Origin of the sequence: Mobilisporobacter senegalensis, assembly GCF_003752155.1 — a bacterium.
Taxonomy (GTDB): Bacteria; Bacillota; Clostridia; order Lachnospirales; family Lachnospiraceae; genus Mobilisporobacter; species Mobilisporobacter senegalensis.
Genome location: NZ_RJVG01000002.1, coordinates 98,970 through 113,104 on the forward strand (window position 1 = coordinate 98,970; position 14,135 = coordinate 113,104).

Genomic DNA, 14,135 nt, shown 5'->3' on the forward strand with positions numbered 1-14,135 from the left:
TCTCCTCCTTTTATTCATTGATAATAGACTCCATTTTTGAAATATTCTTAGCTAATTTCATCATTGTCATTTTCATGGAATGGATTTCCTTTACATCAAAATCTTGAAATAACTGCTCAATAAATTCATTCTCTCTTTTTTCCCTGCCCTTAAAATAATCAAGACATTTTTGGGTCAAACGAATCCTTATTATTCTTTTATCGTTCTTATCCTTATTCATTTCTAAGAATCCGTCTTTTTCAAGAATAAGGGACATCTTCTTAACATTCTGTCTTGAGTTACCTATAATATCTGCTACCTCACTTATTGTAGGAGATGGACTATTATTTTTAAATATAGCAGCTAATAATAGCCATTGCTTAATGGTTATATTCTCATCAAATTTGTCTCCTAATATTTGCAGACGATTGGATAAGGTGAAGATGGAACCAAATATATAAGCCTTTTCTTCTGGATTTTTCATTATAAACCTCCTTTATCAAAAAAATACGTAACCAGTTACATAAATTATATGTAACCAGTTACGTATTGTCAATAAAAATATTTTTTTATTTATTCTACACTTTTTAAAGAAGTTGCCATATCTACCTTCTTTAACTTAAAATGCATTGAAAAATTAATGATAATAGAGAATAAGAAGGTAAGTAATATACTTTTAATATAACTAAAGAGAAGAATATTTCTGCCAAACATTATCATGTCTATCTCAACAGTTTTGATCACATACTGGTGAAGCAGGATACCTAATAAAATGCCGGTAAGAGTACCTATGATTGTTAATAGTACATTCTCACGAAATACATATTCTGAAACTTCAATATCGTAAAAACCTAATACTTTTAAAGTCGCAAGTTCACGCTTTCGCTCACTGATATTTATATTATTCAGATTATATAAAACCACAAAGGCAAGGCCTCCTGCAGCAAAAATAAGAACAAGGATTACAACATCCAGATTATCCAGAGTATCTTCAAAATCTGTGCTTATATTTCTTGCGAAAATATTACTTACGATAGCTTCATTGGTTAAAATATCTTCTGTGAAATCTTCTTCCATATCTGGTTCAATATCAGGTGCAATATAAAGAATTTCATTATATTCAGGAGATTCGTTATATAACTCTTCATATAAATTATTGGTCATAAATATATAATGCATCACATAATTCTCAGACACAGCACCTATGGTAACCTCAACAGGATCAAAATCTCCGTTCTTTAATATTAAGGTATCTCCCACATCTAATTTTAATAGTTTGGACAATTTTTCAGTAATAATTACACCATCATCATTTAGGGAATAGACCTCTTTCGTCACTCTATTTCTAAAATGATAGAAATCATCTACAGGTACAGTATTCTCTAATACAGTTAGATAAACATCTTTTGATTCGCTTCCGGATTCTGCTTCAATGATACTTTCATGGATCATGGCACTGCTTTGGATATAATCATTGTGTTCTATATAATTTTTGGCTTCCTCTAATTCCTTATTCTTTGCAGCAGTATCCAAAGTGATAATTCCATCATAAACATGGATTTCATTATATTGTATGTTAGTTATGGAAAAGATGGAATCTTTAATTCCATATCCAACCAAAAGTAACGCCATACATGCGCCAATTCCCAAAATAGTCATAAAGAACCTTTTTTTGTACCGGATTAAATTACGTATGGTTGATTTTTCAGTAAAATTAAGGCGTTTCCAAAGAAATGGAATTCTTTCTAAAAAAACACGTTTTCCCAATTTAGGAGCAGACGGTCTCATTAAATTGGCAGGAGTTGCTGCTAATTCTTTGAAGCAGGCCAAAAATGTTGCCATGACAACACATACCACAGCAATGAGTGTAGCCCATATCATGATCTCCATATTTAAAGGCGTAGTAATCGTACTAAGATTTTCATACATGATCTGATAGGCCGATATGATAACATATGGAAGAATGAGAGAACCTGCGATTCCTCCAAGGATACTTCCACCTAAGGTTGCCAGTAAGGCATACATAATATATTTAGAAGCTATGGAGAATTTACTGTAACCCAAAGCCTTTAGGGTACCTATCTGGGTTCTTTGCTCTTCGACCATTCTTGTCATAGTTGTTAAACTCACCAGAGCCGCAACCAAGAAAAAAATAGCAGGGAAAACTTCACCAATTGCACCAATACGATCTGCATCCTGCCCATATGAGGCGTAAGAAGGAATGGAATTTCTATCTAATACATACCATTTTGGTTTTTTTATCTTGACAATATCAGATTCTGCATCAGACAGATCTTTTTCTGCATCCCCAAGTTCTTTGTCGGCTTTTTCTTTTTTCTGATTATATTCGTCCAGCCCACTTTTGTAATCTTTCTCACCTTTTGCTAAATCTTGTTTGGCTTTAAGAATCTCTTTTTCACCTGATTCTAATTTCTTCTTTCCATCATGTAATTTTCTTTCATTATTTGAAAGCTCTAAATTTGATTTATTATATTCTAAAGTTGCTCTATTAAGTTCTTTTTCACCATTAGATAAATCTAATTTAGACTTATCCAGCTGCACCTTTGTCTTTTCAAGTATTAATTCTGCTTTGGCTATTTCTTGTTTCTGGGTCTCCAAAGCAGTTTCTATCATGGCTTTTTCCTCTGGGTTCTCCATGTAGGCTAATTGTTCTTCAATTTGTTTTACTTGTGCTTTTCCTTGATTTAAATCTAAAATAGCAGCATTATATTCTTTTAAGCCTTGATTATATGCAATTTTTCCTTTTTCCAATTCCTTTTTTGAAGCATCTAATTTTTTCTTACCATCACTTAACTGCTTCTTCCCATCTTCCAGTTTGACCGATGAAGCTTCAATATCCTGCCAGCCTTTTGCGATTTCTTTTTCCTGTTTTTTTATTTCGGATTTTCCATTCTCAATATCTATCTTAGCATCATCCAGTTTCTTCTTAGCTTTTAACAACTCACGTTCTGCGTTCCCTTTTTCATCTTGAAATTCTGCTTTTGCATCCTTTAATTCTTCTTTTGCTTCGGCAGTGATTTCAAGATACCTGGCTTCAATTCGTTCCGCTTTGATTTCTTTCTCAATTCTATCAATGACTTGATCTACTGTGTCATCATAACTATCACTAAAAGCTATAGATTCTTTCTCATTATTTATAGTTGCATAAATTTCTGTATATGCCTCTGATTCAAATGCATCTTTTGAAAGGATAATAAAGCTGTTAATGTTTCCATTGCCTATGGAACTGGTACCTTTATCTCTGGATAAATAATAGGGAGAGCTGCCGGAGCCAACGATAGTATATTCTTTGTATTTCAAGGTTTCAAGAATATCATCATTGGTTCCCGATTCTATATAAATTTTATCGCCTATTTTATGTCCCGAAGATGTTAAGAAATGTGTATCCACAAAACATTCCTTATCATTTTCAGGTATTCTTCCTTCTTTAATAACGGGTTGATTTATGGAGGATTCATAGGATAGTAACTTTACCACATATTGTTCATCATCCTCTGTCACCAGGGCATCTTTTGAATAAGTTCCAACACATTCTTTTACCCCGGTCACTCTGCTTATAGCCTCAATATCATCCGCTGTTAATCCCAGGGTGCTGATTATCTGTATATCCATTAAGTTACTTTTATTATAGGTTTGATCTGCAGATAATTTCATATCCGGCTGTGTTGAACGGATTCCAGTGAAAAATGCCACACCCAATGCGACAATAAAGAAAATGGAGATAAATCTTCCTCTTGTTTTAACAATTTCAATATAAAAATCTTTTCTAAGTGCTTTTTTCTTCATTACCAATCCCTCTCGTTACCACTCAATTGTCTCAACAGATACTGGGTTGTCATTTTGGGTCATTTTGCTGACCTTTCCATTTTTAATTGAAATCACCCGGTCTGCCATAGGGGCAATCGCTGAGTTATGTGTAATAACGACTACGGTCATCCCTTTCTCCCTGCAAGTATCCTGTAATAGTTTTAATATAGATTTACCGGTATTATAATCAAGAGCTCCTGTAGGTTCGTCACAAAGCAAGAGCTTAGGATTTTTAGCCAGCGCCCTTGCAATGGCAACCCTTTGTTGCTCTCCTCCGGATAATCCGGCAGGGAAATTATTCTGTCTGTCTTTCAGTCCGACTTCATTCAGAACTGTGGACGGATCCAGGGGATCTTTACAGATCTGAATGGATAATTCCACATTTTCAAGAGCAGTTAGATTTTGAACCAAATTATAGAATTGAAATACAAATCCGATATCATGTCTTCGGTAAGTTGTGAGCTGCCTGCTGTTATATTTGCTAATATCTATACCATCTACAATAACTTCACCGGATGTTAATATATCCATACCTCCAAGAATATTAAGGACTGTCGTTTTTCCGGCTCCGCTTGGCCCGACAATCACTACAAACTCACCTTTTTCTATTTGAAATGTGACCCCATCTGTGGCCTTTATTATAACTTCACCCATTTTATACTCTTTTACAACATTTTTTAATTCAACATATGAACTCATTACATATTCCTCTCTGGTATTAACTTTATATAAATACTATAGCGAGTAGTATACCATAAACAGGAACAAATAATTATCTCCTTTTTGTTTACTTAATAAAAATTTTATAATTGGCCCTTCAAGCCAGGTAGGGCCGGATCTGCATGGAGAACAGCATTCATATGTGATAGTTCTTTTTTAGATTTTTTCTTTGTTTGATTTTAGTAACTTATTTTTTATATAAACGTATGTATATAAAATAGTTAATAACTTATATCAATCTGAATATGATATAAGGATAAGTATTTTGGGGGATAATAGATGAATAGAACCAGAGAAATAGTTGAAGTCCAGTGGGCTCATAGCAGAAGAATCTTCGGCGAAGGAATTGGAGTTGCCGTTGTTGATACAGGAGTGAGCGGGCACATTGACTTAGTAGGTAATGGTAATCGAATCATAGCGTTTAAAGATTTTATAAATGGAAGAGAGAGGATATATGATGATAACGGACATGGGACACATGTATCCGGAATCATAGGTGGAGATGGGACCGCTTCCCGGGGTTATTATATGGGAATCGCACCCAGGTGTAATATTATTGGTGTAAAAGTATTAAATTATAAAGGAAATGGGAATGTTCCAGATGTATTAAAGGGACTTCAATGGATTATTGAGAATAAAGAGAAGTATAACATACGGGTAGTGAATATTTCAGTTGGAGCAACAGTAGAAAAAAATGTAGATGAAAATTCAAGGCTGGTACAAGGGGTAAATGCTGTCTGGGATAGTGGAATCATAGTGGTAGTGGCTGCAGGCAATAATGGACCAAAGCCGAAATCCATCTCTTTGCCCGGTATTAGCCGAAAAGTAATAACAGTGGGAGCGTCTGATGATAATATTGCAGTAGAGCTTTTAGGAAGTACTACAATGAATTATTCAGGCAGAGGACCGACCAATGCATGTATTCGAAAACCTGACATTGTTGCACCGGGCAGTAATATTGTATCCTGCAATTTAGTGAGAAATCAACCAAGTAAAGAGAGTTTACTTCAAAGACCGGAGCGCTTTACCAATATGTATACAACAAAAAGCGGTACTTCAATGGCTACACCTATTGTATCTGGTGCAATCGCTCTTCTTTTATCTGCTTACCCTGAAATGACAAACAAAGAGGTAAAAGTTAAATTAAGAAATAGTGCAACAGATTTAGGATTTCCATGGAGCAAACAAGGGTGGGGTTTGTTAAATATTCGAAAATTACTTAGTTAAAGTCATTTGGGGATTAGTTACATTAACGAAAAAATATCACTTTTCAATCATGTCATTATTCAATAGCGCCAAAATGATGTTTGTTCAAGTTGCTAATTTAGGTAGATACCAATTATAATAAGAGTATCAAAAAGAAGACGATTGGCCAATCCTATCTTCAAAAATGATGTTTCTAATTTTTTTTAAAGAGAGAGGGTAAAGAGATGAAAGAGAAAGTTCAAGTGTTTGGAAGATTCTTTAGTGGTATGGTATTACCGAATATTGGTGCATTTATCGCTTGGGGACTCATCACAGCATTATTTATTCCTACAGGATGGATTCCTAATGAGGGCTTAGCAACATTGGTAGGTCCTATGATATCCTATTTACTTCCTTTGTTAATTGCTTATACAGGTGGTAATGTAGTAGCTGGTACCAGAGGTGGAGTTATTGGTGTTATTGCAACAATGGGTATTATTGTAGGTGCAGACATCCCAATGTTCCTTGGTGCCATGATTATGGGTCCAGTCAGTGCGTGGATTATCAAGAAATTTGACAAAGCTGTAGACGGTAAGATTCCAGCAGGTTTTGAGATGTTAGTAAATAACTTCTCAATTGGTATTATTGGTGCAATTTTAGCAGTTCTTGCATTAAAAGGTATAGCACCAGTAGTTGTAGGACTTAATACTGCATTAGCAGCTGGTGTTGGTTTCTTCGTTGATAATGGTTTACTTCCATTAGCAAGTATATTTGTTGAACCGGCAAAAGTATTATTCTTAAACAATGCAATCAATCATGGTATTTTATCACCAATGGGTCTTGAACAAGTAGAAGAACTTGGTAAGTCAATCTTCTTCTTAGTTGAAGCAAATCCTGGTCCTGGATTAGGTATCTTGTTAGCTTATTGTATCGCAGGTAAAGGTATGGCTAAGAGTTCAGCTCCCGGAGCAATTATTATCCACTTCCTAGGTGGTATCCATGAAATTTATTTCCCATATATCTTAATGAATCCAGTTCTTGTTTTAGCTGCAATGGCAGGTGGAGCGAGTGGTATTTTTACACTTAATTTATTAGGCGGCGGATTAATCGCACCGGCATCTCCTGGAAGTATTTTTGCTATTTTAATGATGACTCCAAAGGGTGGCTGGTTCCCAATCGTAGCAGGAGTTATCGTTTCAACAGCGGTATCTTGTGTTGTAGCAACTCCATTACTTAAGATATTTGGTAAAGAAGAAGATCTTGATACTGCAAAAGATAAAATAAAAGATATGAAGGCAGCATCTAAAGGTCTGGTAAATAAAGAAGCAGCAGTTACAGTTGCAGTAGGCAAAGTTGAAAAAATCGTATTTGCATGTGATGCAGGTATGGGTTCCAGTGCAATGGGTGCAACAGTACTTCGTAAAAAGCTAAAAGAAGCAGGTCTGGGCCATATAACAGTAGTACATTCCCCAGTTTCATCTATACCAGCAGATGCTCAGGTTGTGGTAACGCATACAGATTTAGGAGAGAGAGCAGCTCATAGTAATCCAAATGCAAAACTTGTATTAATAAAGAATTTCTTAGCAGCTCCGGAATATGATGAGTTGGTAGAAGAATTAAAATAAGTACCTGATAAAAGGGAGAGGAGAAATCCTCTCCCTAGGTAATTAAACGATAAAAATTAAGTAAGATATATAGTAAATTCCTGATTATATATCAGGAATAATTTGCTTGTATATAGTAAAGAAATAGTGTTAAATAGAATTATAACTAAAAACAATTTTAATGGAAGAAAGGGAGAGTGAGTATATGAATTTTTCGCCGCGTCTTAGACAAGTATTACTTATTTTGTTGCAAGAAGAGCAAGTGATTCCTGTAAAGAAACTTGCAGACGAGATAAAAGTCAGTAAGAGGACTGTACAACGTGAACTGGAATATACGGATTCTTCCCTAAAGAAATATGGGGTATCTTTGCAAACCAAGACAGGAATTGGCATCTGGTTAGACGGTAGTGAAGAAGACAAAAAAAAGTTACTTACCGTATTACAAGAGGAAGATGTAATCGATTCAGGCGATAAAGAGGAGAGAAGAAAAAGGCTCATCCTCGAGATACTCAAAGACCGGACCCCAAAGAAATTATACTATTACGGAAATATTTTCGGTGTAAGTGAAGCAACGATCAGTAATGATATGGAAGTGATTGAAAACTGGTTTCATCAGTTTGATTTGACAATTAAGAGAAAGCAAGGTTATGGTGTTGCATTAGAAGGCAGTGAAAAGAATTATAGATTTGCCTTAAGAAAATTCATTGATGAGAATATTGACAGTCAAATTATTAAGAATCTTTTTAATGAAAAAGAGCGTACCGTATATGATATTATTGGCAGCAAAGATGGACAAAACATATATAATCTTTTGAATAATGATATATTAAAACAGGTTATAACATGTTTTCACAGTATTAAAGATAAAAGGTTACAAAGATTAACTGAAAACTCATATATAGGTTTGATACTCCATGTTGCAATTGCAATTAACCGTATCTTTCAGAAGGAAATTATTGAACCGAATGATGAGTTACAGAAGAAATTAAAAAATGATGAAGAATATAATTTAGCCCTTCATATTGTCAATTCTTTAGAAGAGGAATTCCAAATTGAGATCCCAGATATTGAAATAGCATATATTTGTCTGCACATTAAGGGATCTAAATTACAATATGTATCTGAAGAAAGAATAGAAATAGATGGACCAATTCACCGGGAAGAAATATTAGAGTTTATTAATCGTATGATTGATGTGTATGATGAGGAATTAGCATATGAACTTAAGCAGGATGAAGAATTTATCGTCGGATTACTGGCTCATCTTCAGCCTACTTTTATTCGATTAAGAAACCATATGAATATATCGAACCCATTATTGGACCAAATTAAAGAAAATTACTATGACATTTATGAGAAATGTTTAAAAGTAGGAAAATTGATTGAAGAAAGATTTGACTGTAATGTACCAGAAGCAGAAATTGGTTTTCTAGCCATGCATTTTGGTGCAGCCACAGTACGTCTTGAAAATCAAAGAGAAAGTAAACGAAGGGTTCTGATTGGCATTGTCTGTGCCAGTGGAATTGGAATCTCAAGATTAATGTTAAACAAACTAACAAAATTCTTAAAAGACAGGGCAGAAGTTTTTACTTATGGAAAAGAGGATTTAACACATAACGTACTTAGTAAGATTGACTTCTTAATCTCCAGTATTAATTTGGATGAAATTGATGCTGATATTATTAGGGTGAGCCCGCTGCTAATTGAACACGATTTAGAACAAATTGATACAAAGGTGCGAATATATTCCAAAACTCCAAAGAAAAAGATGGTGGAAAATGATTTTTCAAGACAGTTAGAGCAGGTAAATTTTATTGTATCCCAGATTAAGAATATGATAAATGAATTTGAGTGTATAAAGGTCAATAATGATATTACATTTGAGGAGCTATTAGTTGCCCTGACAGAAAAATTATCTCCTTACAATGATAAACGTATTATTATTCAGGAGGATATTAAAAAGAGGGAGAAGATTGCTACCCAGATCATACCGGAATTTGACTTTGCTCTCTTGCATTCCAAGACAAAAGGTGTTATAAAGCCAAGTTTTTCAATTTGTATTACAAAAGATCTGGAAGCTTTTTATGATCCTTATTTTAAATCTATCCATGCTATTATTGTCATGCTTTTACCTGATGATGAGAATGTGGATTTAAATCGGGAGATACTCGGATATTTAAGCAGCAGTCTTGTAGAAAACAATGATTTTTTACCAACTATTTTTACTGGAGATAAGGAAGAGATACTTAGTTTTCTAACAAAATTATTAAAGAATTTTTTCAATCAATTCATAGATACTATATAAGTGAAGATTTCTTCTTTAGGATTGTCGCTATTAGATGATGTCAAACTCACTTTTGTTTCAATTGAATTGGACAGTATTTAAGGACTATAATATAAACATAGAATAAAGACGAATTAGGAGAATAAAAATGTTTTTTAAAAGAAAAGGAGTGGAACCAAATAACGTGGAATTGCTTCAGAGAAAAAATATTATTTTAAATTGTAACGCCAAACCAAAAGAAGAAGTTATACGTACAGTAGGCGGCCTTTTATGTGATAGCGGCTATGTGGATTCAAGCTATATTGAGGCTATGATAAAACGTGAAGAATCATTTGCTACAAATATAGGAAATGGCATAGCAATACCTCATGGCGTAGAGGAAGCTAAGAAAAACATTAAAAGATCTGGAATTGCAGTAATGATATTTCCAGAAGGTACTATGTGGAATGATGAACCTGTAAATGTAGTTATCGGTATTGCCGGACTTGGAGATGAACATCTTGACATTCTGGCAAATATAGCAGAAAAATTATCTACACCTGAAGCTGTGCAGGAATTAATTCATAGTGATGTAGATACAATATATTCAACATTTACTGGAGAGGGGCGATAGGAGTGATTATTACTGTAACTATGAATCCAGCAATTGATAAAACAGTGGATCTTGTTCATTTTGAACATGGAAGTTTAAATCGATTGACTAATGTGATTATTGATGCTGGTGGAAAAGGAATTAATGTTTCTAAGACAATAAAGGAACTTGGTGGAGAAACAATCGCTACCGGATTTATTGGTGGCAGTGGTGGAGTTCTAATAGAGAAAGTATTAAAAGAACAGGGAATTAAATCAGATTTTGTTCAGGTAAGCGGAGAAACGAGAACAAACCTTAAAGTCGTTGAACAAAACGGCTTTGTGACTGAACTCAATGAACCTGGTCCTGTAATTAAACAAGAGGAGATTGATCTATTAACTGAAAAATTATTAGGATATGCAGGTGCTGATACTTTATTTGTCATCGCAGGCAGTATTCCAAATGGTGTTGATAAAAACATTTACAAAGAACTTATTATTAAACTAAAAGAAAAAGGTGCGAAAGTATTTCTGGATGCAGATGGAGATCTATTTGTTAATTCCCTTGAAGCGAAACCAGATATCATCAAGCCGAATCGAAGTGAATTAGAAGAATATTTTTCAATGGATTATAGAGCAAATGAAGAAGAATTAATCAAAATGGGTAATAAACTTTTAGACAAAGGAATTGGTATGGTAGCGATTTCTCTTGGACAAATGGGTGCGTTATTCTTATCAAAGGATCAGAGCATAAGATGCCCAGGACTTAAAGTGGAAGCTCATTCAACTGTTGGAGCAGGAGATGCTATGGTTGCAGCTCTTTCTTATAGCATTGATAAAGGCTATGACTTTGAAGAAAGCGTAAAACTTGGTATTGCAACTTCAGCTGGTGCAGTTACTACAAAAGGCACAAAGCCGCCATCAAGAGATCTGGTTGATAAATTAAAGGCACAGGTTACGGCTGTTAATATTTAAGATTTATTTGATAGTGTAATGACAGACAGTATAACAAGAATATATGGAGGAAGAAAATGAAATCAAGAGCAGTTAGAATGTACGGAGCAGACGACTTAAGATTAGAGGAATTTGAATTACCTGAAATTAAAGATGATGAAATTTTAGTGAAGGTTATAAGTGATAGTATTTGTATGTCCACTTATAAGCTGGCAAAACAAGGTAAGAAGCATAAGAGAGCTCCTCAAAATATAGATACCAATCCAATTATCATTGGACACGAATTTGCAGGAGACATTGTTAAAGTAGGTTCCAAATGGGCGGATCAATTTAAACCGGGTCAAAAATTTGCACTACAACCAGCGCTTAATTATAAAGGTAGTTTAGCATCTCCAGGATATTCTTATGAATTCTTTGGCGGAGCTTGTACTTATTGCATTATTCCACAAGAAGTAATGGAACTTGGATGTTTACTTAACTATGATGGTGAGAGCTATTTTGAAGCATCCTTAGGTGAACCAATGAGTTGTATTATTGGTGGTTACCATGCAAATTATCATACAAATAAGCAAAACTACAATCACGCTATGGGAACAAAAACAGATGGTAATGTTTTAGTAATGGGTGGCTGTGGACCAATGGGTCTTGGAGCTGTAAGCTATGGCTTATGCATTGAGAACAAACCAAAGAGATTAGTGGTTACGGATATCAGTGATGATAGAATTAATAGAGCAAGAGAGGTCATCTCTGAAGAAACAGCAGCAAAAGCAGGTGTAGAATTACATTATGTGAATACTGCTACAATGAAAGACCCAATTGCAGAACTTATGGCGATTACAGATGACCATGGTTATGACGATGTATTCGTATATGTTCCAATTAAACAAGTAGCTGAAATGGGAGATGCCCTGCTTGCATTTGATGGCTGTATGAACTTCTTTGCCGGACCAACAGATAATCAGTTTAAAGCAGAAATTAATCTATATAATACACATTACACCAGTACTCATCTTTTAGGAACAACTGGTGGCAATACAGATGATTTGATTGAAGCAATAGATCTAGCTTCCAAGAAATTAATTGAGCCGGCAGTTATGGTTACTCATATCGGCGGTATTGATAGCATTGCTGAAGCAACATTGAATTTACCAAATATCCCAGGTGGTAAGAAATTAACATATACTCAATTTGATATGCCATTAACAGCAATTGATGATTTTGAAGAATTAGGAAAAACAGATTCATTATATCAGAAACTTTCTGATTCTTGTAAACGTCACAAAGGATTATGGAATAGTGAAGCTGAGAAAATTCTTTTTGAACATTTTGGGGTAAATTAGTATTTAATTATCATTAACTTTGGGAGGTAGTTGTTATGGTTAGTCAAAAGGTTAAAATAATCAATGAATCAGGAGTGCATGCAAGACCAGCAAGTATACTGGCAAAAACAGCAATGAAGTGTGACTCTGATATTGTAATCAAAGTGGGAGAAAGAAATGTAAATCCGAAAAGTGTTATTAACTTAATGGCAGCAGCGATTAAGAAAGACACAGAGGTAGTAGTTGAATGTACTGGGAACAGTGAGAAAGAAGATTTAAAAGTCATTATTGATCTAATCAATAGTGGTTTAGGGGAATAGATTCTCAAAAAAATAGTTATGCGGGATCGACGCCTTGTATTGGGAGTTAATAGAATAGAGTGGAGATATTATCTTTTGTTACTTTTAAAGATTCCAGCCATTCTAATATATTATGAATAGATATACTTATGAAGCTATTTCATGGGGTTGTTGCAAAATACTATATTATGCAGCAACCCTATTTAAGTTAAAGAAGGTTACAATACTTGTCTCATAATTATGAATATGCTACAATATTAATAACACAAAATTTGTATTATATCAAAAAATCGAATTGATATTTGAATGGTACTGAGTATGATTAAGTTTCACTTGATAAATATTCGAAAACTCGGAGGTAATTATGATACAAACCATTAAGATGAATTTAGACGATACCAAGCATCTGACAACTGTTGCTAAAGCATTTGCAGTAGGAATAAGAATTGATATATTAAAGTATCTGCGTCATAAAGATATGAACATTAATGAAATTGCAGAAACTCTGTCCATACCTGCGTCTTCTGCAGCAGCCCATGTGAAGATATTAGAGAAGGCAGGAGTAATTAAGACGACATTACAACCTGGAATTCGTGGCTCTATGAAGATGTGTCACATTGTATTAGATCATATTTATCTTGATGTAAATACATCAAATAATATAGGACAAAATACAGAAGTGATTCACATGCCGATTGGAAGTTATGTAGATTATAAAGTAGTACCTACTTGCGGTCTTGCAGGGACGAAAGGACCTATTGGAGAAGAAGATGAACCAAGGAGTTTTTACAGCCCAGAACGGTTTGCAACGAAACTATTATGGTTTCAAAAGGGATATGTAGAATATCGTTTTCCGAATCATAGCTTAAAGAATCGTAAAGAGAAACAACTAGAAATATCAGCGGAATTATGTTCAGAAGACCACGAATATAATATGGAATGGCCATCGGATATTACTGTTTGGATTAACGATATAGAAGCTGGAACCTTTATTTGTCCTAGTGATTTTGGGGGGAGAAGAGGAATTTTAAATCCAGACTGGTGGCCAGATAAAAATACCCAGTATGGTATGTTGAAGACTTGGATCATCAATGAAAATGGTACGTTTATTGATGGAGATAGAATCAATAAACGTTCTATTGGAGAATATAAACTATATGAGAAAGAGTATATATCTGTAAAAATAGGAATAAAAGAGGACGCAAAGAATTCAGGTGGGATTAATATTTTTGGAGACAGTTTCGGAGATTATAATCAAAATATTATTATGAAACTTACCTTTTTGCCTGATGATTATATAAGGTGTTTATAGGGAGTTACGGCAAATTTATATTTACAAATCAGTCCTGATGGAGTATTATCTATACAAACGAAAAAATTGTTTAAAAACATA

The 14,135-nt window shown here is 34.2% G+C and carries 11 protein-coding genes; 8 read left to right on the forward strand and 3 right to left on the reverse strand.

Translation table 11 applies throughout. The features are described 5' to 3' along the window. Positions 1-10: 10 nt before the first annotated feature. From EDD66_RS03285 to EDD66_RS03295, 3 genes are all read right to left on the reverse strand, one after another. Entirely contained in the window at positions 11-463 is a 453-nt protein-coding gene (locus tag EDD66_RS03285; RefSeq protein ID WP_123608138.1) for a MarR family winged helix-turn-helix transcriptional regulator, read from the reverse strand. An 89-nt stretch (positions 464-552) separates the two neighbouring features. Then, positions 553-3,786 carry an ABC transporter permease gene (locus EDD66_RS03290; RefSeq protein WP_123608139.1) on the reverse strand — a complete coding sequence of 1,078 codons (3,234 nt, stop codon included), beginning with the start codon at positions 3,784-3,786 and terminating at the stop codon, positions 553-555. A 15-nt stretch (positions 3,787-3,801) separates the two neighbouring features. Continuing rightward, entirely contained in the window at positions 3,802-4,506 is a 705-nt protein-coding gene (locus tag EDD66_RS03295) for an ABC transporter ATP-binding protein (RefSeq protein ID WP_123608140.1), read from the reverse strand. 300 nt (positions 4,507-4,806) lie between these two features. Here EDD66_RS03295 and EDD66_RS03300 point away from each other — a divergent pair, with 300 nt between their 5' ends. The 8 genes from EDD66_RS03300 (at position 4,807) to EDD66_RS03335 (ending at position 14,054) form a co-directional block, all read left to right on the forward strand. Continuing rightward, complete coding sequence (locus EDD66_RS03300) at positions 4,807-5,754, forward strand: S8 family peptidase (protein ID WP_123608141.1); 948 nt, start codon at positions 4,807-4,809, stop codon at positions 5,752-5,754. A 203-nt stretch (positions 5,755-5,957) separates the two neighbouring features. Further along, positions 5,958-7,337, forward strand: a complete 1,380-nt coding sequence (locus EDD66_RS03305) for a PTS mannitol transporter subunit IICB (RefSeq protein ID WP_123608142.1) — start codon at positions 5,958-5,960, stop codon at positions 7,335-7,337. A gap of 184 nt (positions 7,338-7,521) precedes the next feature. Then, positions 7,522-9,621, forward strand: a complete 2,100-nt coding sequence (locus EDD66_RS03310; protein ID WP_123608143.1) for a BglG family transcription antiterminator — start codon at positions 7,522-7,524, stop codon at positions 9,619-9,621. A 127-nt stretch (positions 9,622-9,748) separates the two neighbouring features. Beyond that, complete coding sequence (locus tag EDD66_RS03315) at positions 9,749-10,213, forward strand: PTS sugar transporter subunit IIA (protein WP_123608144.1); 465 nt, start codon at positions 9,749-9,751, stop codon at positions 10,211-10,213. Between the two features lie 2 nt (positions 10,214-10,215). Then, positions 10,216-11,145: a 1-phosphofructokinase gene (gene pfkB / locus EDD66_RS03320; RefSeq protein WP_123608145.1), complete on the forward strand. Its 930-nt coding sequence runs from the start codon at positions 10,216-10,218 to the stop codon at positions 11,143-11,145. A 56-nt stretch (positions 11,146-11,201) separates the two neighbouring features. After that, a complete protein-coding gene (locus EDD66_RS03325) occupies positions 11,202-12,464 on the forward strand; it encodes a zinc-binding dehydrogenase (protein ID WP_123608146.1) in 1,263 nt (420 codons plus the stop codon). Between the two features lie 35 nt (positions 12,465-12,499). After that, positions 12,500-12,763: an HPr family phosphocarrier protein gene (locus EDD66_RS03330; protein ID WP_123608147.1), complete on the forward strand. Its 264-nt coding sequence runs from the start codon at positions 12,500-12,502 to the stop codon at positions 12,761-12,763. A 343-nt stretch (positions 12,764-13,106) separates the two neighbouring features. After that, on the forward strand, positions 13,107-14,054 hold the full coding sequence (locus tag EDD66_RS03335) for an ArsR/SmtB family transcription factor (RefSeq protein WP_123608148.1): 948 nt from the start codon (positions 13,107-13,109) through the stop codon (positions 14,052-14,054). Positions 14,055-14,135: the final 81 nt, after the last annotated feature.

Bases quoted from the DNA above. Each gene is read 5' to 3' on its own strand.
- EDD66_RS03305 (WP_123608142.1), top strand. From the start codon at position 5,958: ATGAAAGAGAAAGTTCAAGTGTTTGGAAGATTCTTTAGTGGTATGGTA.
- EDD66_RS03285 (WP_123608138.1), bottom strand. From the start codon at position 463: ATGAAAAATCCAGAAGAAAAGGCTTATATATTTGGTTCCATCTTCACC.
- EDD66_RS03335 (WP_123608148.1), top strand. From the start codon at position 13,107: ATGATACAAACCATTAAGATGAATTTAGACGATACCAAGCATCTGACA.
- EDD66_RS03290 (WP_123608139.1), bottom strand. From the start codon at position 3,786: ATGAAGAAAAAAGCACTTAGAAAAGATTTTTATATTGAAATTGTTAAA.
- EDD66_RS03325 (WP_123608146.1), top strand. From the start codon at position 11,202: ATGAAATCAAGAGCAGTTAGAATGTACGGAGCAGACGACTTAAGATTA.
- EDD66_RS03315 (WP_123608144.1), top strand. From the start codon at position 9,749: ATGTTTTTTAAAAGAAAAGGAGTGGAACCAAATAACGTGGAATTGCTT.
- EDD66_RS03295 (WP_123608140.1), bottom strand. From the start codon at position 4,506: ATGAGTTCATATGTTGAATTAAAAAATGTTGTAAAAGAGTATAAAATG.
- EDD66_RS03330 (WP_123608147.1), top strand. From the start codon at position 12,500: ATGGTTAGTCAAAAGGTTAAAATAATCAATGAATCAGGAGTGCATGCA.
- EDD66_RS03300 (WP_123608141.1), top strand. From the start codon at position 4,807: ATGAATAGAACCAGAGAAATAGTTGAAGTCCAGTGGGCTCATAGCAGA.
- EDD66_RS03310 (WP_123608143.1), top strand. From the start codon at position 7,522: ATGAATTTTTCGCCGCGTCTTAGACAAGTATTACTTATTTTGTTGCAA.